Annotated in this window: 26 protein-coding genes; 13 read left to right on the forward strand and 13 right to left on the reverse strand. The window is 44.4% G+C overall.

The window, feature by feature from the left end:
* Window positions 1–29: 29 nt before the first annotated feature.
* On the reverse strand, window positions 30–692 hold the full coding sequence (gene rsmD, locus ACYX4N_RS03630) for a 16S rRNA (guanine(966)-N(2))-methyltransferase RsmD (RefSeq protein WP_476055637.1): 663 nt from the start codon (window positions 690–692) through the stop codon (window positions 30–32).
* A 66-nt stretch (window positions 693–758) separates the two neighbouring features.
* On the opposite strand from rsmD, the gene ftsY reads away from it, so the two are divergent.
* Genes ftsY through ftsX form a run of 3 tightly spaced genes read left to right on the forward strand, consistent with a single transcriptional unit; the run spans window position 759 to window position 4,125 of the window.
* Entirely contained in the window at window positions 759–2,408 is a 1,650-nt protein-coding gene (gene ftsY / locus ACYX4N_RS03635; protein WP_476055638.1) for a signal recognition particle-docking protein FtsY, read from the forward strand.
* Between the two features lie 26 nt (window positions 2,409–2,434).
* Window positions 2,435–3,148 (forward strand): cell division ATP-binding protein FtsE, encoded by a 714-nt coding sequence (gene ftsE, locus ACYX4N_RS03640; protein ID WP_474804292.1) that lies wholly within the window; start codon window positions 2,435–2,437, stop codon window positions 3,146–3,148.
* Window positions 3,145–4,125: a permease-like cell division protein FtsX gene (gene ftsX / locus ACYX4N_RS03645; protein WP_474856483.1), complete on the forward strand. Its 981-nt coding sequence runs from the start codon at window positions 3,145–3,147 to the stop codon at window positions 4,123–4,125. The genes ftsE and ftsX overlap by 4 nt, the downstream gene beginning before the upstream one ends.
* Here ftsX and ACYX4N_RS03650 read toward each other — a convergent pair whose 3' ends face one another.
* Together ACYX4N_RS03650 and ACYX4N_RS03655 are read right to left on the reverse strand one after the other, a co-directional pair.
* Complete coding sequence (locus ACYX4N_RS03650; RefSeq protein ID WP_476055639.1) at window positions 4,126–5,361, reverse strand: EAL and HDOD domain-containing protein; 1,236 nt, start codon at window positions 5,359–5,361, stop codon at window positions 4,126–4,128.
* 154 nt (window positions 5,362–5,515) lie between these two features.
* The gene (locus ACYX4N_RS03655) at window positions 5,516–6,742 is read right to left on the reverse strand and encodes an EAL and HDOD domain-containing protein (RefSeq protein WP_476055640.1); all 1,227 of its coding nucleotides are present in this window, start codon (window positions 6,740–6,742) and stop codon (window positions 5,516–5,518) included.
* Window positions 6,743–7,368: 626 nt separating this feature from the next.
* Between ACYX4N_RS03655 and rpoH the strand changes: the two genes are divergently transcribed.
* The gene (rpoH, locus tag ACYX4N_RS03660; RefSeq protein ID WP_179984771.1) at window positions 7,369–8,223 is read left to right on the forward strand and encodes an RNA polymerase sigma factor RpoH; all 855 of its coding nucleotides are present in this window, start codon (window positions 7,369–7,371) and stop codon (window positions 8,221–8,223) included.
* A gap of 199 nt (window positions 8,224–8,422) precedes the next feature.
* Here the strand turns inward: rpoH and ACYX4N_RS03665 are convergent, their stop codons facing one another.
* The 3 genes from ACYX4N_RS03665 to pip form a co-directional block, all read right to left on the reverse strand.
* Window positions 8,423–9,337, reverse strand: coding sequence for a bifunctional GNAT family N-acetyltransferase/hotdog fold thioesterase (locus ACYX4N_RS03665; RefSeq protein ID WP_474804303.1), 915 nt, complete (start codon window positions 9,335–9,337; stop codon window positions 8,423–8,425).
* Between the two features lie 232 nt (window positions 9,338–9,569).
* Entirely contained in the window at window positions 9,570–10,007 is a 438-nt protein-coding gene (gene dtd, locus ACYX4N_RS03670; RefSeq protein WP_474804305.1) for a D-aminoacyl-tRNA deacylase, read from the reverse strand.
* Window positions 10,004–10,981, reverse strand: coding sequence for a prolyl aminopeptidase (pip, locus tag ACYX4N_RS03675; protein ID WP_474804307.1), 978 nt, complete (start codon window positions 10,979–10,981; stop codon window positions 10,004–10,006). The genes dtd and pip overlap by 4 nt, the downstream gene beginning before the upstream one ends.
* Before the next feature lie 188 nt (window positions 10,982–11,169).
* Here pip and ACYX4N_RS03680 point away from each other — a divergent pair, with 188 nt between their 5' ends.
* Window positions 11,170–11,412, forward strand: a complete 243-nt coding sequence (locus ACYX4N_RS03680) for a hypothetical protein (RefSeq protein WP_025257569.1) — start codon at window positions 11,170–11,172, stop codon at window positions 11,410–11,412.
* Entirely contained in the window at window positions 11,409–12,047 is a 639-nt protein-coding gene (locus ACYX4N_RS03685) for a DUF2959 domain-containing protein (protein ID WP_179984767.1), read from the forward strand. The genes ACYX4N_RS03680 and ACYX4N_RS03685 overlap by 4 nt, the downstream gene beginning before the upstream one ends.
* A 116-nt stretch (window positions 12,048–12,163) precedes the next feature.
* Here ACYX4N_RS03685 and ACYX4N_RS03690 read toward each other — a convergent pair whose 3' ends face one another.
* Both ACYX4N_RS03690 and metF read right to left on the reverse strand, forming a co-directional pair.
* Window positions 12,164–13,048 carry a virulence factor BrkB family protein gene (locus tag ACYX4N_RS03690; RefSeq protein ID WP_179984766.1) on the reverse strand — a complete coding sequence of 295 codons (885 nt, stop codon included), beginning with the start codon at window positions 13,046–13,048 and terminating at the stop codon, window positions 12,164–12,166.
* Window positions 13,049–13,258: 210 nt separating this feature from the next.
* Entirely contained in the window at window positions 13,259–14,146 is an 888-nt protein-coding gene (gene metF / locus ACYX4N_RS03695; RefSeq protein WP_476055641.1) for a methylenetetrahydrofolate reductase, read from the reverse strand.
* 160 nt (window positions 14,147–14,306) lie between these two features.
* Here metF and metJ point away from each other — a divergent pair, with 160 nt between their 5' ends.
* Window positions 14,307–14,639: a met regulon transcriptional regulator MetJ gene (gene metJ / locus ACYX4N_RS03700; RefSeq protein WP_014950979.1), complete on the forward strand. Its 333-nt coding sequence runs from the start codon at window positions 14,307–14,309 to the stop codon at window positions 14,637–14,639.
* A 162-nt stretch (window positions 14,640–14,801) separates the two neighbouring features.
* On the opposite strand, the gene ACYX4N_RS03705 is transcribed toward metJ, so the two are convergent.
* The gene (locus tag ACYX4N_RS03705; RefSeq protein ID WP_474829584.1) at window positions 14,802–16,037 is read right to left on the reverse strand and encodes a malic enzyme-like NAD(P)-binding protein; all 1,236 of its coding nucleotides are present in this window, start codon (window positions 16,035–16,037) and stop codon (window positions 14,802–14,804) included.
* A 646-nt stretch (window positions 16,038–16,683) separates the two neighbouring features.
* Between ACYX4N_RS03705 and ACYX4N_RS03710 the strand changes: the two genes are divergently transcribed.
* The gene (locus tag ACYX4N_RS03710) at window positions 16,684–17,001 is read left to right on the forward strand and encodes a hypothetical protein (RefSeq protein ID WP_476055642.1); all 318 of its coding nucleotides are present in this window, start codon (window positions 16,684–16,686) and stop codon (window positions 16,999–17,001) included.
* Window positions 17,002–17,175: 174 nt separating this feature from the next.
* On the opposite strand, the gene rpmE is transcribed toward ACYX4N_RS03710, so the two are convergent.
* The gene (rpmE, locus tag ACYX4N_RS03715) at window positions 17,176–17,388 is read right to left on the reverse strand and encodes a 50S ribosomal protein L31 (RefSeq protein ID WP_012519872.1); all 213 of its coding nucleotides are present in this window, start codon (window positions 17,386–17,388) and stop codon (window positions 17,176–17,178) included.
* 453 nt (window positions 17,389–17,841) lie between these two features.
* Here rpmE and priA point away from each other — a divergent pair, with 453 nt between their 5' ends.
* The 5 genes from priA (at window position 17,842) to hslU (ending at window position 23,663) form a co-directional block, all read left to right on the forward strand.
* Window positions 17,842–20,031, forward strand: a complete 2,190-nt coding sequence (priA, locus tag ACYX4N_RS03720) for a primosomal protein N' (protein WP_476055643.1) — start codon at window positions 17,842–17,844, stop codon at window positions 20,029–20,031.
* Window positions 20,032–20,163: 132 nt separating this feature from the next.
* Window positions 20,164–20,754, forward strand: a complete 591-nt coding sequence (locus tag ACYX4N_RS03725) for an SPOR domain-containing protein (RefSeq protein ID WP_474804324.1) — start codon at window positions 20,164–20,166, stop codon at window positions 20,752–20,754.
* Between the two features lie 72 nt (window positions 20,755–20,826).
* Complete coding sequence (locus ACYX4N_RS03730; RefSeq protein WP_476055644.1) at window positions 20,827–21,564, forward strand: hypothetical protein; 738 nt, start codon at window positions 20,827–20,829, stop codon at window positions 21,562–21,564.
* Between the two features lie 163 nt (window positions 21,565–21,727).
* A complete protein-coding gene (gene hslV / locus ACYX4N_RS03735) occupies window positions 21,728–22,252 on the forward strand; it encodes an ATP-dependent protease subunit HslV (RefSeq protein WP_025257580.1) in 525 nt (174 codons plus the stop codon).
* A gap of 82 nt (window positions 22,253–22,334) precedes the next feature.
* Window positions 22,335–23,663, forward strand: coding sequence for an HslU--HslV peptidase ATPase subunit (gene hslU / locus ACYX4N_RS03740; protein ID WP_118491788.1), 1,329 nt, complete (start codon window positions 22,335–22,337; stop codon window positions 23,661–23,663).
* Between the two features lie 121 nt (window positions 23,664–23,784).
* On the opposite strand, the gene ACYX4N_RS03745 is transcribed toward hslU, so the two are convergent.
* From ACYX4N_RS03745 to ACYX4N_RS03755, 3 genes are all read right to left on the reverse strand, one after another.
* Window positions 23,785–24,228: a helix-turn-helix domain-containing protein gene (locus tag ACYX4N_RS03745; RefSeq protein WP_476055645.1), complete on the reverse strand. Its 444-nt coding sequence runs from the start codon at window positions 24,226–24,228 to the stop codon at window positions 23,785–23,787.
* A gap of 9 nt (window positions 24,229–24,237) precedes the next feature.
* Window positions 24,238–24,513 carry a DUF4258 domain-containing protein gene (locus tag ACYX4N_RS03750; protein WP_474856473.1) on the reverse strand — a complete coding sequence of 92 codons (276 nt, stop codon included), beginning with the start codon at window positions 24,511–24,513 and terminating at the stop codon, window positions 24,238–24,240.
* A gap of 207 nt (window positions 24,514–24,720) precedes the next feature.
* A complete protein-coding gene (locus ACYX4N_RS03755) occupies window positions 24,721–25,719 on the reverse strand; it encodes an ATP-grasp domain-containing protein (protein ID WP_476055646.1) in 999 nt (332 codons plus the stop codon).
* Window positions 25,720–25,728: the final 9 nt, after the last annotated feature.

Consider the following 25,728-nt stretch of genomic DNA (forward strand, 5'->3'; position numbering starts at 1 on the left):
GCTTTGCGCTACGCTAAGCGTACGTTCTATTAGCTCACTTCTATTAACATATAGCGCAGTGCGCTGGTGTGTTTGTCCTTAATAACTTGCCAGTGGGTAGGTAATGTGGGTGTTGTGAGCGTACTCTCATGCTCTAAGTAAACTACGCTGCCGCTTTGCACTAGGTTATTTTCTGCAAGCGATATAAGCGAAGGTGCTACTAAATCTTTGCCGAACGGCGGATCAACGAATACTACATCGTAGGGTGATCCGTTGAGCCCCTTCAAGATGTTTAGCGCATTACCTTTATGGACATTGGCTGAACTTACTTTAAGTAAAGAAAGGTTACTTTCTAGCTGCGAAGCAGCCTGATTATCTAATTCAATAAAATCGCAATGCGCTGCATAGCGCGATAATGCTTCTAAGCCCAGTCCACCTGAGCCCGCAAATACATCTAGACAGCGTGCGTCGTTAACATAAGGCATTAGCCAGTTAAATAAGGTCTCTTTATTCCTGTCGGTAGTGGGCCTTAACCCTTCTGCGTTCAATACAGGTAGCTTTCTACCGCGCCATTGACCACCAATAATACGTATTTGACCCGTGCTATTTGCACGTTGGGCTCTACCATTTTTTGGTGAATGAGGTTTTTTTGCAGAAGATGGTGCCCGAGTAGGGCGAGAAACTCGCTTCATAGTGGCTGACAATGGTATCATGCGTTCATACATTAGGCGGCAAGTGTAGCCGAAATTGCTAAGAATTTATAAGGATTTGTCCTAACGATGTCGAAACTTTTTGGCTGGTTCAGTAAGAACAAAAAAGCAGAGAAACAAAAAGCCCAAGCGGAAGAAGAGGCTCGCTTAAAGGCAGAAGCCGAAGCACAGGCGAAAGCGCAAGCGGAAGAAGAGGCTCGCGCAAAGGCGGAAGCTGAAGCACAGGCGAAAGCGCAAGCGGAAGAAGAAGCTCGCTTAAAGTCGGAAGCCGAAGCACAGGCTAAAGCCCAAGCGGAAGAAGAGGCTCGCGCAAAGGCCGAAGCTGAAGCACAGGCTAAAGCCCAAGCGGAAGAAGAGGCTCGCGCAAAGGCAGAAGCCGAAGCGCAGGCGAAAGCGCAAGCGGAAGAAGAGGCTCGCGCAAAGGCAGAAGCCGAAGCACAGGCGAAAGCGCAAGCGGAAGAAGAGGCTCGCGCAAAGGCAGAAGCCGAAGCACAGGCGAAAGCGCAAGCGGAAGAAGAGGCTCGCGTAAAGGCGGAAGCTGAAGCACAGGCGAAAGTCCAAGCGGAAGAAGAGGCTCGCGCGAAAGCAGAAGAAGAGGCGCGCGCAAAGGCAGAAGCTGAAGCACAGGCCAAAGCCCAAGCGGAAGAAGAGGCTCGCGTAAAGGCAGAAGCTGAAGCACAGGCCAAAGCCCAGGCGGAAGAAGAGGCTCGCGTAAAGGCAGAAGCCGAAGCACAGGCTAAAGCGCAAGCGGAAGAAAAGCCAAAAGAGAAAAAGTCGCTATTCGCACGCTTAAAAGCAAGCCTATCTCGCACAAAAGAGAATTTGGGCAGCGGCATCGTTAGCCTATTTAAAGGCAAAACCATTGACGATGAGCTGTACGAGGATCTTGAAACACAGCTTTTAGTGGCCGACGTGGGCATGGATACCACTCAGAAAATTATTGACCACTTGACTGATAGTGCGTCTCGTAAAGATCTTAAAGACGCGGAAGCCTTGCTGGAGATCATGAAGCAGCAAATGTCGGGCATGTTGTCTCAAGTGAATCAGCCTCTTTCTGAAGTCATGAAAGCGCACGATTCAAGTGAAGGCCCGTTTGTTATCCTAATGGTTGGCGTAAATGGTGTAGGTAAAACCACCACTATTGGTAAGCTAGCTAAGCAGTTCCAGCAAGAAGGTAAGAAAGTGATGCTTGCTGCGGGTGATACCTTCAGAGCGGCGGCGGTTGAACAGCTTCAAGTATGGGGCGAACGCAACGATATTCCTGTAATTGCACAGCACACAGGCGCTGACAGTGCGTCTGTACTTTACGATGCACTAGAAGCAGCGAAGTCGCGCGGCACAGATATCCTTATTGCCGACACGGCAGGGCGCTTGCAAAATAAGAACAACTTGATGGAAGAGCTTAAGAAAGTGGTTCGTGTAATGAAAAAGATCAACCCGAACGCGCCTCACGAAGTCATGCTTACATTAGACGCTGGAACTGGGCAAAACGCTATTAGCCAAGCCAAGTTGTTTAATGAAGCCGTGGGCTTAACAGGCATCACACTAACCAAGTTAGACGGCACAGCGAAAGGCGGTGTTATATTCTCTATTGCCGATAAGTTCAAAATTCCTATAAGGTATATAGGTGTTGGCGAAAGCATTGATGATTTACGCCAGTTTGACGGACAAGAATTTATTGATGCGTTGTTTAGCGAAATGGACACACCTGAAAGCTAAAACCAGCAAAGTGGTAGGGAAAAATAATGATAAAGTTTGAGCAGGTAAGCAAAACCTATCCGGGCGGACAACGTGCGCTAAGCAAGGTGAATTTTCATATTGCGCCGGGTGAAATGGCCTTTTTAACAGGGCATTCTGGCGCAGGAAAAAGCACGCTACTTAAACTTATCAGCCTAATGGAGCGCCCAACAGTAGGGCGCGTTCTTATTAATGGCCACGACCTTAACGCTATTACCCGTCGAGATATTGCATATATACGCCGCGATATCGGCATGATCTTCCAAAGTCACCAGCTGTTAATGGATAAATCGGTTTTTGACAACGTGGCGTTACCTCTTGTCATTGAAGGGTACACCCATAAAGAAATTCGCAAGCGTGTAGAAGCCGCCCTTGAAATGGTGGGGCTTAGAGACAAAGCCCGTTGCTTACCCATTACGTTATCTGGTGGTGAGCAACAACGGGTGGGTATTGCGCGAGCAGTGGTAAATAAACCTCCCTTACTGCTAGCCGATGAGCCAACCGGTAACCTCGACCCCAAACTTTCAATGGAAATTATCCGCTTGTTCGAAGATTTTAACCAAGCGGGAGTATCGGTGCTTATAGCAACTCACGACTTAGGGTTAATCGCTCGTATGCGCTATCGCACGCTCACTCTTAAAAACGGGCAAATGATTACTGATGGCCTAACCGACGATATAGATGGTGCGAGCTCAGGTAATGGCGAAGGAGAGTGGTCGTGAGCATTTTATTTAAAGGTCGCGCCCAAGGCGCATCTTCAGCAAAAGTAGGCATGGTACAAACTATTATCATGTTCTTTGTTAGCCATGTGCGACAAGCTTTGTCTAGCCTTGGTGAGCTATGGCGGCAGCCCCTAGCCTCGTTAATGACAATTGGCGTATTGGGTTTAAGTATAACTTTGCCAAGTACGCTATACATCATGGTAAAAAACACAGAGAAAATTACTGCAGGCTGGGATCAGGCATCAGAAATATCCCTTTTTCTAAAGCCTAGTATCAATGCGGCAAGCTCACAACAGCTGGTCGCCAGATTGAATACCTGGTCGGAAATAGACAGTGTAGTTTACATTCCTGCCGATGACGCACTTAAAGAGTTTCAGCACCTATCTGGGTTGGGCGATGCTATCGCATACTTGGAGAAAAACCCGCTACCGGATGTCGTACTGGTAACGCCTGGTGAAAAACACGCATCACCTACTGCTGCTAAAGCGCTGTTAGACAAGCTTCGTCAGCAGCGCGAGGTAGACATCGGAAAGCTTGATATCGAGTGGTTGGAACGTTTGTACGCGGTTATTGATATTGCAAGAGACTTAGTTACCTTAATTGGCCTGCTCTTGTTTATTGCTGTAGTGCTTATTATCGGTAACACTATCCGACTGAATATACTCAACAAATACGATGAAATTGTAGTAATGAAGCTGGTGGGAGCTACCGATGCGTTTATTCACCGCCCTTTTTTATACACAGGTTTTTGGTATGGCTTACTAGGCGGATTAATGGCGTGGTTTGCCGTAATTATTATTTTGTGGTGGATGGATAGCAGCATAACCACATTTGCTGCCATGTATCAGAAAGATTTTAATATTACAGGGCTAACCGGTTCAGCATTGCTAACCATGCTAGGGCTCTCAGTACTATTAGGCTTGCTCGGATCTCTAATCTCAGTGCAACGTCACGTAAAAGAGATCGAGCCTAAATAATTAAGCAGTAGCGCGCGGGTAGTGTGAAGAAATTGCACTGCGTACACCGTTGCCCCACGTAATAGCTTGGTTGTACAGCATGTGTAATTGCTTTTGGTCAATGTTCAGCAACTTTGCTTGCTTGATTACGTTCATCCAAAGTGCACTCTCGAAGGCGCGCACTAACGTCATGTAGTTGTTAATTTCCAGGTTTTTGCCCAACAAGGCATCGTTCACCTCTTCAGACAGCGGAAGCTGTTTCACAATGTCTGTCATAGACTGGTCGAGTAAACCTTCAAGTAACGAAAATAGCCCAACTAAGAAAGATATGGGCGGGTTATTCTTAATGCCCCTGCGCTCGGCCAGTAAATCAAAAAACTTGGCGCGTACAAGCGACATATGAATGATTTCTAGGGGCTTTTCATCGCCTAAATTAGTCAGACTTAATAACGCGATAAATTTCTTAATTTCAACTTCACCCATGTAATTCAGGGCATGCTTCAACGATGTAATTTTGTAACGCTTATTGATGGTTGGGTTATTAATAAACTTTAGCAATAAGAAACTAAGCGTGGCGTCGCGTTCAATAATTTGGGTAATGCGCTCAACATCAAAGCTAGTACTTGAGCTCTCTCCCATCAAATCTACGATATTCATTTTAGAGGCTGGAAGCTGCTTAAGTATGCGCGCTTCAGGCTGTGAAAAGAAATAGCCTTGGAAGAAATCAAAGCCTAAGTCTACACAAGTAGAGAAGTTATCTTGGGTATCGACCTGCTCAGCAACAAGTTTCACGTTAGCATCATGATAGCGGGGGATGTGCTTTTCGATGGTTTCAAAGCGAGTTTTAGTGACATCTACTTTTACTATGTCGATAAGAGGGAAGACATCATGGGTTGCGCCTACCATCATAGGGTCGTCAATGGCGAGCTTAAAGCCAAGCTGTTTGATGTGCTGGCACGCTTCATACAGACCGTTAGTGTTATCGGTAGGGTCGGCAAGTTCAACAACGACCGACTCTGGATTGAGCGAAGTTGGAAAGCGCGAAATTATGGTATCAGATGAGAAAGTGATAAAGGATGTTTTCTCGCCGCTTATATCGTCAAGCCCAAGTGGATGAAAATGTTCAGAAATATACTTAGCTTTTTGGTCGCTATGTTCTGGGTATGCGCCTGATTTACCATCCCTGAACAAGAGTTCATAGGCAAATACGTTTTTGCTTTTGTCTAAAATAGGCTGGCGAGCTATGAACGCAAACATAAACTAATCCTGAGGCAACATGGTTTGACGAGGTTTTTATTGGTATCAAATGGGCTTAGAAAAAATTAAGCCCACACCCTAGTCTATGATATGTAGGTATAATCTAACAACAAATCAATGATTATTTTGAAAACCTATTCTTTTATTGAGCTCGTTAGTCATCTTTCAATGCTGAGTTATGAATGTGTTTTGCCCACTTTATTGCTTCATTGTAGTAGCTGTGTAATAGGCTTTGTTTCATTTCATATTTTGCCGCAAATTGTTTAACACCAGCCCATTTAGCTCGCTCAAAATATTGTACAAGCGTCAAGCAGTTACGCAGCATACCGGGAGTACCGCAAAGCGCGTCCTTAACATCATCACTGATTGGTACCTTGCTTACCAAATCATCAATACGTTGCTCCATCATGGCGTCAAGCAAAGACAATAGCCCAGTAAGGAAGCCTTTCAGTGGATTGTCAGACGTCTCAAGTTGGGTAAACACTAACTCACAAAATTTCGCACGAACCAGCGCCATCTGCATCAATTCGGTGGGTTGACCATCGCTTAAATTGGCAAGAGCAAGTAAAGATATAAATTTCTTCACTTCTACTTCACCCATAAAGGTTAGCGCATGCTTAAGTGACGTTATCTTATGGCGCTTATTCACCATCGGGTTATTGATAAAGCGCAGCAGCAAGTAGGTAAGCGATGGATCTCTTTCAATAATCTTATTCACATCATCGAAATTAAGCTTGGGTTGGCTGCTTAAGGTGAGCAACTCCATCATAGTTAAGCTGCTTGGCCCCAACTTCCTATGCCTAACAATTTCTGGTTTAGCTAGGAAATAGCCTTGGAAGTAATCAAAGCCCATGTCTTTGAATTTATGAAATTCTTCATAGGTTTCAATCTTTTCGGCTACTAATTTGATGCTGTTTGATTTGAAACGCGCTACCAAGGCGGGGATTTTATCGTGAGAAATTTCGGTGATATCAATTTTCACCACACTGGTGAATGGAATGAAGGCTTCCCATTTTCCCTTCATGTCATAATCGTCTAGGGCAATTGGGTAACCCAATCCTCGAATATGTTTACACGCCGCAACTAAGGCGTCATCTACCTCTACCGTTTCAACGATTTCAATTACAACTTTGTCAGCATCTAACGACGTGGGAAAGCGAAACATTAGCGTATCTCGATGAAAATTGATGAACGCTTTTTTGTCTCCGGTAATTTCTTCAATACCTAAACTTAAGTGAGTAGAGGTGAGAATTTTCGAGGTGGCCTCATCGGGGGGGATATCCGGAAAGCAATTTTCCTCGCCCACGCGAAAAAGCAGTTCGTAAGCGTAAACCTCTCGATTTACATCAAATATGGGTTGTCTAGCGACGTAAGCAAACATCGAGTTCCTCTTTGCTTTACTTGCCTTACTCCTTCCTTAAGTATTTCCCTTCCAGTTTTTTATTATTGTTGTCTGGAAAATGCCATGCAGCGGTCGTAGTGCAAAATCGATTAATACAATCTAATATTTTCAATTTCCGAACAGAAAAGCAAGGTTTAAAATACTAATATCACAAGGGTATGGTGGTACAGCAAGAACTTGAAAAGCGCTAAGAGTGCAGGTTGCTAATATTTATGCTTTCGCTGATGTAGGTAGCGCACAAACGTTAGAATTCATACCAGTGAGATTAGCTTTTAACTCTTGCTATGTAATTAAAGTATAATAGTGGTGTGGTTAAATGACTAACCCAACTACCACTAAGTGCAGGCCAGTCATTGAATGGGTGTGGCGTTAGCGGAGTATGAAGTCAAAAGAGCTAGCGCTCCTATGGAATGGCGAGAGGTTTTGACCGAGAGAGAGCTAAATGGATAGTTTTTTCTTAAGTTGAACTTTTTTTCTTATTTTAGGTCTTGATATTGTAGAAATAGTCACTATACCTACATATTGGTTAGACTTCATATCTTAATTAGGTCTCGCGCAGCTTCAGTTACTTTGCTAATATGAAGCGGCAATAAATGAGGTGAACAATGAGCAACAATTTGCAATCTATGGCCCTGTCAGTGCCACACAGCGGTAGCATTGAAGGCTACATCCAAGCTGTAAGCAGCATTGATATGCTTAGCGCTGAGGAAGAGCGCGAGTTGGCAGTGCGCCTTCGCGAAGACGAAGACTTACAAGCCGCTCGTAAGCTAGTAATGTCACACCTTCGTTTTGTAGTGCACATTGCAAAATCTTACTCAGGTTATGGCTTACCACAAGCCGACTTAATTCAAGAAGGTAACATCGGTCTGATGAAAGCCGTTAAGCGTTTCGACCCTACAGTGGGCGTGCGTTTGGTTTCTTTCGCGGTACATTGGATCAAAGCCGAAATTCACGAGTTTGTACTTAAAAACTGGAGAATAGTTAAAGTTGCGACAACTAAAGCGCAGCGTAAACTGTTTTTTAACCTTCGTAAGGCGAAAAAGCGTCTTGGTTGGTTTACCCATGCTGAAGTGCAAACGGTGGCGGACGAATTGGGCGTGAGTACAAAAGAGGTGCTTCAGATGGAAGCGCGTATGAGTTCTCAAGACCAAGCGTTCGACTTAACTGCGGATGAAGATGAAACAGGCAATTTCGCACCAGTTCAATATCTAGAAGATAAATCATCAGATGTTGAAACTGACGTGATTAACAATGACTGGGATACAGCGGCGAGCAAGCGTTTGTATTCAGCAATTAAAACGCTAGATGAGCGTAGCCAAGACATTATCGAAACCCGTTGGTTAGCAGACAACAAGATTACGCTGCAAGATTTAGCTGATAAGTATCAGGTATCTGCAGAACGTGTTCGTCAAATTGAAAAGAACGCGATGAAAAAACTTCAAGCTGCTATGGTCGCGTAGTACACGCACAACACAGCTTATACAAAAGCTTAACGTTGAAAAAAGCGCCTTAAAGGCGCTTTTTTTATGTGTAGAGTTTCATTGTAATGACGGCTCTTAGAAAAAGGTGAAGAGTATCTTTCAATTCACCGTTGAAGCAGTCATATATGTATCGATATGTTGGGAATTACATGTAAGCAACTAGGCGTTAAACCTAATGCTACTCTTCTTCGTTTTTTGAAGGGGGAAGAACGTAGAAGACACCCTCAAATTCCGCTACCGGTGTATCGCCGTCTAAAATAGCCACGCTCAATTCAAAACGTGCTTTGTTGTCGCTTTCAAGGGGCTTGAACTTACCCGATAGGGTTTCAATATTACAGATGGCCCTTGGCTTCATAGTGATAGGTTTGTGGTAGTGGATATCACCGTCGCCCAATACAATATCACCGTCTAAACCACGCTCTTTAAGCTGCAAGTAAATCATGCCCCAGCCGGTCAGTGTAGCTAAAGAAAAAATACTGCCCGCAAACATGGTGCCGTGAATATTAATATTTTTATTCAGTGAGGCGCGGGTTTCTAGAGTACGTCCGGTATACTGATATAGTTTGATACCCATGTGTTCGGTAATAGGTATAGTCTCTGACCACGTTTCCTGCAGCGATTTACACCATTTAGGGTGTAGTATTAAGGAATTGTTTTCGGTGAATTTCTTAACCATTTGCTGGCGTTTAAGCATGCCTAGTTCATTAGGGGCTTCACGCTCAATCTCAAAACCGCAGGCACTAAAAAAGTCGATAGATATTTCGCGGCTATTTGTCACTGCGCGCTCAGCACCCAAGTCTTTGGCAACGTTTTCCAGCGCTGCCATTATCATCTGACCTAAGCCTTTACGTTGATGGTCTTGGTGTACTGCGATATGTCGAATTTGTGCTTCCTCAGCAGTGTTCAAATGAACACGGCCACAGGCTACAATTTCGTTCTTACGGTTGGTAATAATCCGATGCTCAGCGACCTGTTCATATTCGTCTTTTTCAGAGCCAGGAGGGAAATTCCATGGTTGGCGCAAGTGCTCCCATCGAAAATGAAAATAGGCTTCAAATTCGGCGTCGCTTTTAGGCGTAACTACCTTGTACACAATAAACCGACCTTCTTAAATGAGTGAAGGAGTATTTAAACGTAAGAACCCATGAGGTACAAGTTTAATTATGTAAGCAAACTTGGAATGCCGAAGAAGTACTCAGTTACCAGTAAACCGAAGGGCCCAATAGTTACGGACTAAACAGCAAGGAATGCCCGAATTGCTCTCGCATAGCTGGAAAAAGAAAGATTTAGCCGCCTAGTGCAGCGAGACGCGCCCCTTTGAGCTCTTAGACACTAAACTGAAAAGTAACAGGCCCGTCATTAATAAGGCCAACCTGCATGTCTGCACCGAACTCGCCTGTGGCTACTTTCATGCCTTTATTTTTAAGGGCCTGCACAAATTGTTCATAGATAGCTTGGCCATGCTCTGGGGATGCTCCGCGAGAGAAGCCTGGACGATTCCCTTTTTGAGTGTCTGCAACAAGCGTGAACTGAGATACCACCAGTATTTCGCCATCGACTTGCTCAATATTTAAATTCATTTTGCCATCTTCGTCGCTAAACATGCGATACCGACAGAGTTTATTCGCCAGCTTCTCTATTTGCGCTTCGCTGTCTTCTTTTTCAACACCTAACAGCACCAACATGCCTTTGCCAATCTCACCAATAACGTTACCGTCTACAGTTACATTAGCTTCTGATACCCGTTGGATAAGTCCTATCACTTAGATGACTCCTGAATAAAACGTGACATGTCGCGAGTAGCGCGGCAAAGGGCATAACCTATACTGGGTTCGGATGTGCTGTGCCCCGCATCTGGGATGATTTGTAACTGGCTCTGAGGCCATGCTTTGTGAAGTGCTTCAGCGGCTTCGGTTTTACAAATCATATCGTAGCGACCATGAACAATAGTGCCCGGAATATGACTTATTTTGTCAATGTTTTCAAGAATGTAGTTTTCATCTAAAAAGCATTTGTTAGAAAGGAAGTGGCACTCCAACGTTGCAAGGCAAGTGACCAGTTGCATGGGGTAATTGTCAGTGGAATCACCTACGCCGGGGGGTAAAGTAATGCGCGACAATCGCTCTTCCCACTGATACCAGCGCTTTAAGGCTGCGTGACGCAGTACATCATTGCTAGAGCGTACCATAGCGCTATAAAAACTGCAGACTGCGCTTGAGGTCACCGGTGTAGGCACATCCTTGGTGAATTTGCGGTAGTACTCAGGAAATAACTGAGCAGCGCATCCATTTGGCGATAAAAACCAATCTCTGTCTTCTTGCCGGGCTAAAAATACGCCGCGAAGAATGAGACCTGTTACTCGCGGGGTATACTTGAGCGCATAAAGTAAGGCGAGCGTAGAGCCCCATGAGCCGCCGAATAGTAAAAATTTTGGTATAGAAAGGTGAGTTCGTAGTGCTTCTATATCTTCAACGTTAGACCAAGTGTCGTTGTTTAATGTATCGGCGAGTGGGGTAGAGCGGCCGCAACCACGTTGCTCATAACCTATAATGCGATACTTGTTGCTATCAAAAAAGCATTTGTAGTTAGGGGGTAAGCCTGCGCCAGGCCCGCCGTGAATAAAAAGCACGGGGATACCGTTTGGATTGCCACTTTGCTCGAAGTAAAGCGAATGCCCACTTCCCACTTCGATAAATCCGTTTTCATAGTAGGTAACATCGGGGTAAAGTCGTTTCATTTTGTTTCTGCGCGTTGTGTGAGTGCCTGTTTTAGTTTAGTTTATTGTTATACAAACGTTTGCGTGCTGACTGCTTCAACGCCGTTTTTGCTTTTAAATTAAGTAATAAACGTTAAGTCTATACTATAGAACAAGTGTCATTACGTGCTAGCTAATCATATTATAGTCATAAATGCGAGGATGTTTATATGGCAGGTCAAGGATCGGGCGGTAACGTAATCGCCGCAATTTGTAACTTCTTTATTCCTGGGTTAGGTCACCTGGTACAAGGAAGAATTTTAGGTGCATTGTTCTTTTTCATCACAGTAGGCGTATGTTATGCCTTAGCTGCAACTGTGGTACTAGCCATTGTCTTTTGGCCTTTAGGCGCCCTTTTGCATTTGATTTGTATTATAAGCGCAGCACGTTTTAGAGGTGGAGTAACCGCATGAAGTTAATCGCATCAGCATTTGTTGCTATGCTTGCCCTTAGTGGGTGCCAGTCTGCATATTACGCAGCATGGGAAAAGGTCGGCGTTGAAAAGCGCGATATCTTAGTTGACCGCGTTGAAAACGCAAAAGAATCACAGGAAGACGCTCAAGAGCAGTTTAACTCTGCGTTAGAAGCATTCAGTGCTGCTGTTGCGTTCGATGGTGGAGAGCTAGAAGACGTTTACAATCGCTTAAATGGTCAGTACGAAGACAGCGTTGCCGCTTCAGAAGAAGTGAGTTCACGCATCGATAAAGTGGAAAGCGTTGCTGAAGCTTTATTTGATGAGTGGGCAGAAGAGCTTGAAAAATATGAGAATGCATCGTTGAAACGGGATAGCGCGGCGAAGCTTCGCGAAACCAAGCGTCGCTACTCTTCATTAATGACAGCTATGCGTAAAGCTGAAAGCAAAATGCCTCCAGTATTAAGCGCACTTCAAGATAATGTGTTGTACTTGAAGCACAACTTAAATGCCAGCGCCATTGGTGCACTGCAGGGCGAACTTTCTACTATTGAAAACAATGTTGCTCAGCTCATCAGACAAATGAATTCAGCTATTGCTGAGTCTGACGCTTTTATATCTTCGATGAAAAACTAGCCATTAGTTAGGCATTAATTATAAAGAAGGGAGCTTGTTGCTCCCTTCTTTCGTTTCATGCATTTTTTATAGAGACGAGGCGTAAGTTAATCACTATTACGCCCGTTTTAGGTTGGCTACTCCTTTGGAACTTTGCGCGGCTCGTTCTCTGCTTTACGATTTTCAAAAGCCTCGCCTAAACTGCACGTGAATTCTGCACCGAACAGCACAATTATCCACGACAAATACACCCATAAAAACAGAATAGGTACCACCGCAAGCGCGCCATAAATTAACTCGTATGAAGGAAAGTTTGTTACATACAATGCAAAGCCCGATTTAGTAATTTCAAAAGCTATAGTGGCAACAATCGCGCCTATGAATGCATGGCGGGCAAACACTCTTCTATTTGGCACTACCATGTACAAAATAGTAAATGCGAGCATGGCAGCACCGCTTGGCACAAGGCTGAGTAAGAAGGTTCCCAATCCAGGCGTGTACTCTTCGGTAAAAGCAGCAAGGCCAGTTAAATAGGAACTTACTACTACGCTAGAGCCAATAAGCATAGGCCCTAAAGTGATCACCATCCAATAGATAGCAAAAGTATACACAATGGGTCTGTCACTTTGCGTGCGCCAAATTCTATTCAGGGTTTTATCTACGTTTGATATGAGCATTAGCGCTACGACCAGCAGTGACAAAATACCAATAGCGCTCATTTGCGAGGCGTTGCCAACAAAATCGGTCATGTATTTATGCACCACATCGCTGGCGGTAGGTACAAAGTTACTGAAAACAAAATGCTCAAGTTTACTTCTTACTGAAGCGAAGGCAGGAAAGGCCGACATTATGGTAAAGGTCACCATAATAAAGGGTACTAAAGATAACAAAGTTACATAAGCCAAGTGCCCAGCAGAAATAGTAATATTGTCTTCTCTACAGCGCTTTATAAAGATGCTGAAGAGCTCTCTTAGTTGAGGGGTAACATTGTTATATAAGGTTTTAACCTTGTCTAAATCCACTCGACTTCTCCTGGCGATACCCTTTGGCAAATAAACAGTGTGGTCTTCTGATGGGAGACCTTACGGTATCAATAGTTCAATTCATATTGCAGCAAATGGTAACTGGCGTAGGCGTCAGTGGCAAAAGGTTAATGCAATCTTTATACAACAAAGGCGCATGAATGCGCCTTTAATTATCTAACTGTATAGCTTTGTTAACGCTATACGAAATCAGTCGCCGGAGCGCACACCCAGCATGTGGCAGATAGCATAGCTTAACTCACTACGGTTGAGAGTATAGAAGTGAAAGTGCTTCACCCCTTCTTTTGCAAGAACTTTCACTTGGTCCATGGCAATGTTAGCGCCTATTAGGTTACGAGTGGCTTGATCATCTGCATCAAGACCGTCGAACATCTTGTGTAACCATCCCGGTACGTGAACATCTGTAAAGCCTGCAAACCTTACTAACGTTTGGTAGTTAGTCACGGGTAAAATGCCTGGCACTATGTCTAAGTCTACACCTGCGGCGGCTGCACGGTCTCTAAATCGCAGATAAACACTGGTGTCGAAAAAGAACTGGGTTATCGCTTCGGTAGCGCCAGCTTCTGCTTTGCGTTTAAGGTTTAGCAAGTCGAACTGCGCATTTGGCGCTTCAGGGTGTTTTTCCGGGTAGGCAGCAACTGAAATATCAAAATCGGCAACGTCTTTTAGTAAGGCAACTAAGTCAGAGGCATACATCTCTGTTTTGTCTACCCCTTTAGGCAAGTCTCCACGAAGGGCAACAATACGGCGAATACCAGAATCCCAGTAGTCTTTTGCAATTTGTGTAAGCTCCTCGCGACTAGCGTCAACACAGGTTAAGTGAGGAACGGCAGCAACGCCTGTTTGCTGTTGAATACGTTTTACCACATCGTGGGTTCTGTCACGCTCACCGCTATTGGCGCCGTAAGTAACCGACATGTAGCTTGGCTTTAACGGTGCTAGGCGTTCAACCGACTTCCACAGGGTTTGCTCCATGGCTTCCGTTTTAGGCGGAAAGAATTCAAAAGATACATCAATATCACGCAGCTCCGACAGGGACTGGTTTAATGCATCGATACCTTGTGCGTAAGAAACCATGGTTTATACTCTCAAAAATGTAATCTTATAGACGTTTAGACGTCTAAATTAAAGAATATATGTCTAGACGTCAAGAGGTTTACACTGCTCAATTGACCTTTTCGTGAACTTGTTTAGAATTTCTCTTCATAATATAAAAAGAGTAGACCGAGTTAGTACAATGGCAGAATGGAACGGTAAATATATTCACCCCTACGCAGAGCATGGGAAAAAGAGCGAGCAGGTAAAGAAAGTCACTGTTTCTATACCTATTAATGTGCTTAAAGCACTTACTGATGAGCGTACCCGCCGCCAAATCAATAATTTGCGTCACGCCACTAATTCGGAACTGTTGTGCGAAGCATTTTTACACGCGTTTACTGGCCAGCCATTGCCTAACGATGATGACTTGCGTAAAGACAATCCTAATCGCGTGCCGGCTGAAGCTAGGCGTATTATGGAAGAAATGGGCATTGACCCAAGCTTCGAAAATGATGTGTCTGAAGACGACTGATATTTAGTATTAAAGAGAAACGGCGCTGTGTTGTAAGGCTTTACTAGTTGATAGCCTACAACACAGCGCCGTTTTTTATGTACTTGTATTCTTTAAGCGCACTTTTTAGCAAATATTGGTCGAGCGTTAACAAAACCTTTTTTAGCCTTGTGCGCCAGAACTTTATTTTTCTGGGCTTTCAGGTACTCGTGCAACACCCGACTCAATAGCCGCCTTAGATACCGCGGTAGCTATACGCTCGCACAGACGTGGGTCCATAGGTTTAGGAATAATATACTCCTTACCAAATGTTAGGCTGTCACTTTTACTCGCTGCCAATACTTCCTGTGGTACAGGTTCTTTCGTAATAGCACGAAGAGCTTCAACCGCCGCCACTTTCATCTCATCATTAATGGCTGTTGCGCGAACATCTAAAGCACCGCGGAAAATAAACGGAAAGCACAGCACGTTGTTTACCTGATTAGGATAGTCTGAGCGGCCAGTAGCCATAATTAGGTCTTTACGCACTTCGTGAGCAAGTTCAGGCTTTATCTCAGGATCTGGGTTAGAACATGCAAATACAATTGGGTTTTCAGCCATCAAAGAAAGCGCTTCTGGCGGTAAAACATCAGGGCCTGATACACCGACAAAGATATCTGCGCCTTCCATTACATCTTCAAGGGTGCGCTTATCAGTATTGTTAGCAAACAGCTTCTTGTGCTCAGTTAAATCTTCGCGACGAGTGTGGATTACGCCTTTTCTATCTAACATGTAGATACGCTCACGCTGGGCACCACACTTAATCAGTAGCTCCATACAGGCAACCGCTGCTGCTCCAGCGCCCATGCAAACAATTTTAGCGTTCTCTATATTTTTGCCCTGAATTTCTAAAGCGTTAAGCATACCTGCGGCGGTTACAATAGCGGTACCGTGTTGATCATCATGGAATACTGGGATTTTACAGCGCTTAATGAGTTCTTGCTCAATTTCAAAGCACTCCGGCGCTTTGATATCTTCTAGGTTAATACCGCCAAACGTATCAGCAATATTCGCCACGGTGTTAATGAACTCTTCGGTCGTACGATGCTTTACTTCAATATCAATGGCATCTAGACCAGCAAAGCGTTTAAACAGAAGTGCTTTACCTTCCATTACTGGCTTTGAAGCTAATGGGCCTAAATTACCTAAGCCTAAAATCGCAGTTCCGTTACTGATAACAGCGACCAAGTTACCTTTGCCCGTATACTTGTAAGCGTTATCTGCATCCTCGGCGATTTCTCTCACCGGCTCGGCAACGCCCGGGCTGTAGGCAAGAGCAAGGTCGTCGACGCTATCGGCTGGCTTAGATAGCTCTACGCGAATTTTTCCAGGTGTGGGTTTGGCGTGATAGTCGAGTGCGCGTTGTCTAAAATCTGACATGTAAAAAGGTATCCTTAGATGTAGGGTTCATCGGTATTTTTGTTCACGCTCTGTAGCTATTTTATTATCGTTGTAGTTATAGATAGATAAACATAAGCGCGTTACAACTAACTAATGACAAAAGTGATTATAAATAGTTGTTAGCACCAGTGTGGTACGTTGGAAACTGCAGACCTAGCGTTAACTCTTCCTGATTTCCCTCACATATCGCTGTTGATATTAGGTCTAACATTTAGACCTGAATTTATATCCAAAAGCGCCACAAGCCTTAGCTGTAAAGCATTATTCATAAAATTAATGCTCACTATCAAGGTGCCGATCGCAACTCTAACACAGCCAATCACTGTGTACATATCTGATCAGAATTCTCATTTATCAATGTAGGTTAGGCATACTAATTAGACCAGTAAAATAAGTCTATAATTGTCATTCATAAAATTTATTTTGAAGTCTCATTTCATTTTGAAGGTGTATTATAGGCGCGGGTGCTAAAATGTAGGTGCGGGTGCTAAGATGCTTATCGATTTATATTAGAGAAAACAGCTTTGGATAATATTTCACAAAGATAGACCTCTTTATTTTCACTATTGTTTTTCTGATAAAATACAATAAATGGCCTCTCAAGCTAGCTTTGAAGACAAAGAATATGACAGAAAGAAAACTGATTGCGGTGCTAACTGATGTGTGTGAAAACGTAAAATCTGACGATAATGGTTTCGTATGGCTTACGCATTTAGGACCTTGGAAAGCGCCGAAAGTTATTGCCGTATTTAATACGGAGCAAGAGAAGCAGCAAGCATTGATTAACGGTTGGGATATGGACTTCATAAACCAGGTGAATATAGCCCTAGAATCGATAAAGTCTATTCCAGCTGGAATTTATTTTGACAGTGAGGAATCGTGTAAAAAACAAAGTAGAGGGGACTGGGATAAACACTTGTCAGGAGTCGAAAAACTTCATTAATTATAATGAGTGTTTTGATCTTAAGTGTGAGCGTTATTGATATGATCAATTAGCGTTGATTAGAGGTGCTTGCATAAGTGGGAGCTATTCAATGTTAGTTTACTAACGTGAATAGTTTTCTCTGGACAATAAAAAAGCGCCATGAAGGCGCTTTTTTCGAACTCGATATCAGGCTTACTTTTTGCCCAATGCACCGAAACGCTTCTTGAAGCGATCAACACGACCACCAGTATCAACGTTACGTTGCTTACCAGTGTAGAATGGGTGACATGAAGAACATACGTCTAGGTTAATGTCTTTACCAAGCGTAGAACGAATCTTCATTACGTTACCACATGAGCAAGTAGCTGTGATTTCTTCGTATTTAGGGTGGATATCTTGTTTCATTGGGTTACCTCAAATAATAAGGCCGTATCGCTATACAACCCGAAGTCGCACACCATACGTTACTTAGTTCAAATGATAAGTCGTTCAAAGAACAACCCATCGCAAAAAGAGCGGCGCATAATATAGGATGGATGTGGCATGATCAAGTGGTTTTTGCCCAATTGTTAAACAAAGCAGCTTGGCAATAAGGCTACCCAAGACAGCTAAACAAAAAAACATTCCTTTTATGCTTACCAGTAAAATATGTTTAAATATTTATCTTTCAAGGCTAGGCCCATTAGCGTCAATAGTAAAATTGTGCGCTATAGCAAAATGTGTAGCTAACTGTTAGCAGCGCAAACTGCCGTAATATATGGGTCTGCAAGTAGCTTCAGTATTATTAGTTTCAATATAAGAAGCTTAGTAAGCGCATTACGCGCTGTAACAGCCATCAAGTAAGGTAGAACGTTCGCAATGGCCTTTATCCAAGTTGCCGTGCCAGTGCCACTGCGCCAACTTTTCACATATACCCACAACACCGCACTCAGTGCGGGTGTAAGAGTGATTGTGCCTTTTGGCCCCCGCAAATTGGTGGGTGTGGTCGTTGAAACCCTCCAAAAACCGGAAAGTGAAATTGACAACGTCGACAAGTTAAAAGCTATCGAGTCGGTACTTGACGATAGCCCCATTATAGATGATGTGTTGCTGAAAATGGCACAGTGGCTGTGGCAGTATTATCACCATGCGCCGGGTGAAGTACTGCACGCCATGTTGCCTGTTTTATTACGCAAAGGCGAGTCGGCCGCCCCCACACCACAAGATATGCTAATGCTTACCGAAGAAGGTAGGCAAACGGCTGCAGACACGTTAACGCGGGCGCCTAAACAACAAGCCTGTTTTACTGCGCTGGCTGGTGGAGCTTTATTAGCCTCTCAAACGCGAAAGCAGTATGGTGCACCTGCGGTCAAAGCGCTTGTTGAAAAGTCACTAGCATGTATCGAAGAAATAGCTCCTGAATTTAAGCCAAGCAGTTGGCTTGCCTCGTTATCGCTTTCTGAAAAGCCAATTCCAGACACTGAACAGTCGGTTGCCATTGCTGCGCTTAATCGTCAGCAAGGCAACTTCGCGGTAAGTTTACTTGAAGGGGTTACCGGTAGCGGTAAAACGGAAGTGTACCTTCAAGCCATTGAACCCTTACTGCGCGAAGGAAAACAGGTGCTTATTCTTGTACCAGAAATTGGGCTTACACCGCAAACCGTGTCACGCTTTGAGAAGCGCTTTGGCATTGCGGTGGGCGTTTTGCATTCTCAGATTTCTGATAAAGAACGTTTACATGTTTGGCAGCGTGCAAAAGCCGGTGAACTCGGCATTATCATTGGTACTCGTTCGGCTATTTTCACGCCGCTGCATAACCCCGGCATGTTGATTGTAGATGAAGAACACGATGAGTCTTTTAAACAGCAGGATGGGTTGCGCTACCACGCTCGTGACTTAGCGGCCATGCGTGCCAAGCAGCACAATATTCCTCTTTTACTAGGCAGCGCCACACCCGCGCTTGAAACACTCAATAATGCACTAAACGGCCGCTATGCTCATTTACAGCTAACTAAGCGAGCAGGGGGGGCGAAAAGCACACATCAGCATGTGCTGGACGCACGCGACCAACCTATTCATTACGGTATTTCACAAGGCCTGTTAACGATAATGCGTCAGCATATTAACGCGGGGAATCAGGTATTGGTGTTTGTAAACCGAAGAGGTTATGCGCCAGCGCTACTTTGTCATCACTGTGGTGAAACCGTAATGTGTAAGCGCTGTGACCGACCTTATACCGTACATAAAGCGCAGAACCGTTTACAGTGTCATCACTGCGGCGGTATGCGCTCAATGCCATCAAACTGCGAAGCGTGCCATCACAATGAATTAGTTACGGCGGGTACGGGCACCGAGCAAGTCGAGCAAGGGCTTGCAAGCTTATTTCCAGGTGTTAAGCAGGTACGAATAGACAGTGACACCGTGCGGGGCAAAGACAAACTGCACCAAACACTGGATGCAATAAATCGCCAAGAGTACCAGCTGCTAGTAGGTACACAGATACTGTCAAAAGGTCACCATTTCCCTCATGTAACCTTAGTTGCTGTGCTAGATTGTGATGGTGCACTTTTTAGTGCCGATTTTAGAGCGCCAGAAAAGCTCGCCCAGCTTGTTACTCAGCTTGCTGGAAGAGCGGGGCGCGCCAGCAAACCTGGTGAAATGTGGCTTCAAACCCACAATCCTCATCATCCTTTGCTACAAGATTTAGTGCACAATGGCTATGGGCATTTCGCACGGCACGCATTAATGGAGCGTAAGGCGGCGGGGCTGCCTCCCTTTATTAGCCAGTTTGTTGTTCGCGCAGAGGCTACCGATAGCAGGTTGGCTTATCGCTTTCTACAGGAAAGTAGGCAGGTGTTTAATCAACAGCACGCCATTGATATAAACGGTCCGTTTCCTTGTTTAATTGAAAAGCGGCAAAGCAGGTTTCGGTTTATGCTGGTATGCAGCCATGAAAAGCGTGCGCCGCTTCATAACGCGCTGCGTTTGGCGCTGCCATTTTTACAGGCGTTACCACAGGCTATGAAGGTAAGGTGGTCGATAGATATCGATCCTACCGATTTCAGTTAGCTTGTTGGGTAGCAATACGTTAAAATTTTAACAAGATTGAAGAGGCTGAAACACCAGCCCTTCTAATAGACTTGGTATATGACGTTTTCTTACGCATACAAACAACGATAACAAGTAGGAATATTGCCGACTATGGCTCAACGCGATTATGTCTCTCGTGGACGCTCTCCTCAAAAAAAGAAGCCCGCTGGTAAAGGTAGAAAGCCGGCCACAAATACGCGATCAAACGCACAAGCTAACGCCCCAGTTTCTGGGAAGCTTCCTATCGTGCGTCTTATAGGCATTTTCGCTTTAGTGATTGGCTTCGGTGTATTTTTATGGTCGATAAAAGACAATGTAGAAGACGACGTAGATACTCAAGCTTCACGACCTGTTGCCCCAACAGAAGAGTCTTTACCTGAGCTGCCTGAAGAAGAGTGGGAGTACATTAAGACCCTGCCAGGGTATGAAGTAGAAGTCGAAGTAAGAGAGCAGGAAAAGTCTGACAAACGCTATCTTATGCAGTGCGCCTCGTTTAGAACCCGCGCCCAGGCTGAAGAGATGAAAGCTAAAATTGCATTCCAAGGTTTAGAAGCTCTTATCAGACACAGCACTGGCAGCAACGGCGATTGGTTCCGCGTTATTCTTGGCCCTTACGAGTCTAAGCGCGATGCGGAAAAAGCCAAGCATAGTCTGCGTAAGGTGAACATTGCCACATGCCAAATTTGGTACTGGAATTTGTAGCAGTTCATTGTAGGTGACACTTAATGCGCTGAATAGCGCGTAGCGGAAGTATGTATTTACAAGGAAGTATCAATGGGTTTTGCCATCACCGAACAACCAGATTACGCCGCTTATAGCATAGAAGAGCTTGAAGACGTTCTGGAAAATGTCGATAAGCAGGCCTTTCCAGAGCGCTATCAGGCAGCGAAGAACGAGCTCGATTCTAGGCGAGCTACGCTGTCATTTGATGATGCGGATAGCGCCCTTCAAGACGATCACATTTCTCGACCCAAATGGTCTGAACTACACCTGATCACACGCATATCGAACATTACCTTTTTGGTACTTGTCGGCGCTTTGTTTGTAACGGTTTTCACCAATTTTATCGTGATCAATGCTTGGCTAGACAATTCGAATTGGGCCATTGCTCTTCTCAATGTTGTTTATAGCGCCTTTTATTACCTCACTATTTTCGTTGATAAGCGACACGCACAGTTTGTGACTAAAGATTTGCGTGGGAAAATGACGTTATTTGGTATGCCGCTATTAGCCTTTTTCTTATGTTTTAGTTTTGTTGATGTGGCATTGCCCTACACAATTCATTTAGCGTCCGACAAACAAGAGATAGAACGAAAATTTGCTTATGAAAAAGGAAGCGGCTCTAAGCGCTGTCGACATCCCCTTTTGCTAAAAGAGAGCGGGACTTTGTCCGATGGGCGCTTATGCTTAGGGGAAAGCGAGCACAAACGCTTACCGAACAAAGGGTGGGTGTATGTAAAAGGTTATGAAAGTAGTTTTGGTTTTGACATTGAAGGATACCGATTTCGCTAAGCCTATATAGCAAGCCCCTATGAAGGCACATTCTTTTGTCTTACCCTTGAAATTAAAAAGCCTTCCCCCACTTATTTGTTATTGAATTATTACGCTGCTGCCTTAGTTCCGCGAAAAAGGTACATATAAAACGCAGCAGCGCCCAGCTAAACGGGGAAATAACGTGACAACGATTGTATCTGTACGACGTGGGAATCAAGTGGTAATGGCCGGTGACGGACAGGTATCACTGGGCAATACAGTAATGAAAGGGAATGCGCGCAAGGTGCGCCGTTTGTACCACGACAAAATTCTTGCGGGCTTTGCAGGCGGCACGGCCGACGCATTTACGCTATTTGAGCGCTTTGAAGCTAAGCTTGAAGCGCACCAAGGCCATTTAACCAAGGCAGCGGTTGAACTTGCCAAAGACTGGCGGACTGATAGGGCGCTACGCAAACTAGAAGCTCTACTTGCCGTAGCCGACGAAACCGCGTCATTTATCATTACCGGTAACGGGGACGTAGTGCAGCCAGAGCAAGATCTTATCGCTATTGGTTCTGGCGGTAACTATGCGCAAGCGGCAGCTACCGCACTTTTAGATAATACCGAGTTAAGTGCTAAGGAAATTGCTGAAAAATCGCTGACCATAGCCGGAGATATTTGCGTATTCACTAACCATAGCCAAACGGTTGATGTACTAGATTACTAAGTAATAGCGAAAGCTGTTATCGGCTTGTTGTCGCTCGTTTGCGTAGCAAGTACAACAAGTATTGTTAGAAAAGGGTTTATTCATGTCTGAGATGACACCAAGAGAAATTGTTCACGAATTAGACCGACACATTATCGGTCAACAAGATGCCAAGCGCGCTGTATCTATTGCACTTAGAAACCGCTGGCGTCGTATGCAGCTTGAGCCTGAGCTGCGCCAAGAAGTTACCCCAAAAAATATTTTGATGATTGGTCCAACGGGGGTGGGTAAAACCGAAATCGCTCGCCGTTTAGCTAAACTTGCTAACGCGCCCTTCATTAAAGTTGAAGCGACAAAGTTCACCGAAGTGGGCTATGTGGGTAAAGAAGTTGAAACCATCATTCGTGATCTTGCCGACATCGCGGTAAAAATGACGAAAGAAAACGAAATGAAGAAAGTGAAATTCCGTGCTGAAGAAGCTGCGGAAGAGCGCATTTTAGACGTTTTACTTCCTCCTCCAGAAGACGCATGGGGCAACAAAGAAGACGTTGAAGATCGCGGCACACGCCAAGCATTTCGCAAAAAGCTTCGTCAAGGGGACTTAGACGACAAAGAAATTGAAATTGATGTTGCACTTCCACAGATGGGCGTAGAAATTATGGCGCCTCCTGGTATGGAAGAAATGACTAATCAGCTTCAAGGCATGTTTCAGAATTTGTCGGGTTCGCAAAAGAAAAAGAAGAAGCTGAAAATTAAAGAAGCGTTCAAACTGCTTATTGAAGAAGAGGCAGCACGCCTTGTAAATCAAGAAGATTTGAAAGAAAAAGCCATTGAGTCAGTAGAGCAGCACGGTATTGTGTTTGTAGACGAAATTGACAAAATTTGTAAGCGTGAAGGCAATACGTCAGGCGATGTCTCTCGTGAAGGCGTACAACGTGACCTGCTTCCACTTGTAGAAGGTTCTACGGTGTCGACAAAACACGGCATGGTTAAAACCGACCATATCTTGTTTATTGCTTCAGGTGCATTCCAAATGAGCAAGCCGTCTGATCTTATCCCAGAACTTCAGGGTCGACTACCAATTCGTGTTGAGCTTGCTGCGCTGAAAGTGGGCGACTTTAAACGTATTCTTACCGAGCCAAACGCATCATTAACTCAGCAGTATGTTGCGTTAATGAAAACGGAAGGGGTTGATATCAGTTTTGACGATTCTGGCATTCAGCGTATAGCCGAAGCGGCATGGCAGGTGAACGAGCGTACTGAAAACATTGGCGCACGTCGCTTGCACACGGTGCTTGAACGCCTAATGGAAGATATCTCATTTGATGCTTCTGAAAAAAGCGGTGAGAGCTTTGTGATTGATGCAGACTACGTTAACAGCCACCTAGAAACCTTGGTGGACAATGAAGACCTATCGCGTTTCATCCTTTAAATAAATGCTAAGTAGAGGCCTCTTCCTGTAGTTCGGTCGTGAATGCTCACTTCTACACAAACAGATAGTAAAAAGCCGACTCTATGAATGTAGTCGGCTTTTTTATGTGAAAAAGTAAGAATTAGTCTTTCACTTTTTCCCATTGATCTTCAATTTCTTCAAGGCGAATTATACTCGCAGCTTCTTCAGCTTGAGTGTCGGCAAGTAGATCAAGAAAGTAACTCACAGGGTTATTCTTCTCTTGGCTTTCCATGTAAAGGGCTCTCAAAGCAGCATCTGTCGTCCTTGGAATTTTCGTTTGACCTTTCTCGTAACGTGCAATGGTCTGTTCATCTACACCAAACCGAGTCGCGAGTATTTTTTGAGAAAGATTCAATTCAATACGTAAGAATTTAAACTCATCGTGTGCAAGAGGTCTGCTGGTGTCTATAATCGCTTGAGCGATCGCGCTATGGAGGCCGTTCATGTCGTCAATACTTGTGTATTCTTCGCCGTCGACAATCTCAACAGCAACACCATTTTTCAAAAACACATTTGATAACCCACTTTCAGTGTAATGGTACATATAAACCTCTCAAACTATCCAAACAGTAACTAGAACTGAAGTTGGATTATCATGATGGTTCTTTAGTGCTACGGTTAGTTCGATAACTTTCCCCGCAGCCAAACCTTTCAGATTAAATTTCCAATCTCCGGTAATTTCAAGATATGGTCCTTCCCTAAAAACTGAGTATTTACTCTTGAGTAAAGTCATCACCTGACCTGTAGTTACTCCTCGCTCATGCATACGCTGTTTAACATGTTTACTCCATCGAATCCTATGAGTATGGTTTTCTGCAAGGTCGCTCATTATCTTCCTTGCAGTTTCCGCGCTAAGAGGGAATTCCTTAACGCCTTTGGGGGGCTTTAGGGCCATAATTATCAATCCATTACCTATCATATTGATAGGTTTGGTGGGTGTTGTCAATATGCATCTTCAAAAGTGATGTGAATAACACCTAGGGCAGTTTACAAAAGCGCCTAGAAGTAAATGGGCTTTATTAAAGTGTTATAAAAACTAAACCTCCACAAGCAGTGCCACCAATTTATCTGTTATATCTAGACCGGTATCGTTTTCTACCTTTAAAAAGTAGGGGCTGGGATTTGCCTCTAGAAAAAAGTACTTTCCCTTCGCACTTCTGCGCCAGTCGATTGCGCACCAATGCATGCCTAACGCTTGGCAAATCTTAATAGCCAGACGCTGTACCTCGTTTGGGATGATAGTCATAGATACACTGGCATAATCGTCGTTTCTATAATCCAGTTCGCTTGAGTCGATTTGTACGCTTAGCACATCATCGCCTAGTACATAGCTACGTACATTTTCGCCGGCAATGTATTTTTGGAAGGTCACAGGGCGCTCATTTAAAAGTGTATTTAGGAGCGGGCGCATATTAGGTTGTTTATTTACAAACTGCGCCGTGCGACCGCCGCGCACGGGTTTATAAACAACATCACGCATATTGTTGCAAAACTGAGAGGCGACTTCGGGGGCATTGCCTACGAAGGTGTAGGGTATATGTGCACCTAACTTGCCTGCAACCCGTGACTGGTAAGGCTTACATTGGTGGCTTCTCACTGCGTCAATAGAATTCACCCATTTGATGTCGCTATAGCTAAACCAACACAGTAAGGTGCTCGCCCGTTCTTGCTCGGTCCAAGTAGCATTTTCTAGCAGTTTAGATGGATTATCATTCGGCTTTTCGGTTTTAATGTTGTTATTCACGGCGCGTTTGGGACGACTATTCTCACCTGATGCTGTCAACGAAGCTCCCCGCAAATATTCATGCCAGTAGGCCGCTTTGGTGTTCGAAAAAGTCACTCTGGGTTGGTCACATAATGTCGGTGAATTGAAATGGACTAATCCGTCATCAAAATCAGGGTCATAGCTAATACTCCAAGCTGAACCGAACTGTTGCGTATTAGCGATATAAAAAGGGGTAGCTGTTTGACTAAGCGCCTTCGCTACGTGTTGAATTTGTGGGTCTTGCTCACTTCCTAAAAGTGCAACGTGCATTCGCATTCC

The organism is Alteromonas sp. ABH4_452 (assembly GCF_056311825.1).

Coding starts and splice junctions, on each gene's coding strand:
- rsmD (WP_476055637.1), bottom strand. CDS start 692: ATGATACCATTGTCAGCCACTATGAAGCGAGTTTCTCGCCCTACTCGG.
- ftsY (WP_476055638.1), top strand. CDS start 759: ATGTCGAAACTTTTTGGCTGGTTCAGTAAGAACAAAAAAGCAGAGAAA.
- ftsE (WP_474804292.1), top strand. CDS start 2,435: ATGATAAAGTTTGAGCAGGTAAGCAAAACCTATCCGGGCGGACAACGT.
- ACYX4N_RS03650 (WP_476055639.1), bottom strand. CDS start 5,361: ATGTTTGCGTTCATAGCTCGCCAGCCTATTTTAGACAAAAGCAAAAAC.
- ACYX4N_RS03655 (WP_476055640.1), bottom strand. CDS start 6,742: ATGTTTGCTTACGTCGCTAGACAACCCATATTTGATGTAAATCGAGAG.
- rpoH (WP_179984771.1), top strand. CDS start 7,369: ATGAGCAACAATTTGCAATCTATGGCCCTGTCAGTGCCACACAGCGGT.
- pip (WP_474804307.1), bottom strand. CDS start 10,981: ATGAAACGACTTTACCCCGATGTTACCTACTATGAAAACGGATTTATC.
- ACYX4N_RS03680 (WP_025257569.1), top strand. CDS start 11,170: ATGGCAGGTCAAGGATCGGGCGGTAACGTAATCGCCGCAATTTGTAAC.
- ACYX4N_RS03685 (WP_179984767.1), top strand. CDS start 11,409: ATGAAGTTAATCGCATCAGCATTTGTTGCTATGCTTGCCCTTAGTGGG.
- metF (WP_476055641.1), bottom strand. CDS start 14,146: ATGGTTTCTTACGCACAAGGTATCGATGCATTAAACCAGTCCCTGTCG.
- metJ (WP_014950979.1), top strand. CDS start 14,307: ATGGCAGAATGGAACGGTAAATATATTCACCCCTACGCAGAGCATGGG.
- ACYX4N_RS03705 (WP_474829584.1), bottom strand. CDS start 16,037: ATGTCAGATTTTAGACAACGCGCACTCGACTATCACGCCAAACCCACA.
- ACYX4N_RS03710 (WP_476055642.1), top strand. CDS start 16,684: ATGACAGAAAGAAAACTGATTGCGGTGCTAACTGATGTGTGTGAAAAC.
- rpmE (WP_012519872.1), bottom strand. CDS start 17,388: ATGAAACAAGATATCCACCCTAAATACGAAGAAATCACAGCTACTTGC.
- priA (WP_476055643.1), top strand. CDS start 17,842: ATGGCCTTTATCCAAGTTGCCGTGCCAGTGCCACTGCGCCAACTTTTC.
- ACYX4N_RS03725 (WP_474804324.1), top strand. CDS start 20,164: ATGGCTCAACGCGATTATGTCTCTCGTGGACGCTCTCCTCAAAAAAAG.
- ACYX4N_RS03730 (WP_476055644.1), top strand. CDS start 20,827: ATGGGTTTTGCCATCACCGAACAACCAGATTACGCCGCTTATAGCATA.
- hslU (WP_118491788.1), top strand. CDS start 22,335: ATGTCTGAGATGACACCAAGAGAAATTGTTCACGAATTAGACCGACAC.
- ACYX4N_RS03745 (WP_476055645.1), bottom strand. CDS start 24,228: ATGTACCATTACACTGAAAGTGGGTTATCAAATGTGTTTTTGAAAAAT.
- ACYX4N_RS03750 (WP_474856473.1), bottom strand. CDS start 24,513: ATGAGCGACCTTGCAGAAAACCATACTCATAGGATTCGATGGAGTAAA.
- ACYX4N_RS03755 (WP_476055646.1), bottom strand. CDS start 25,719: ATGCACGTTGCACTTTTAGGAAGTGAGCAAGACCCACAAATTCAACAC.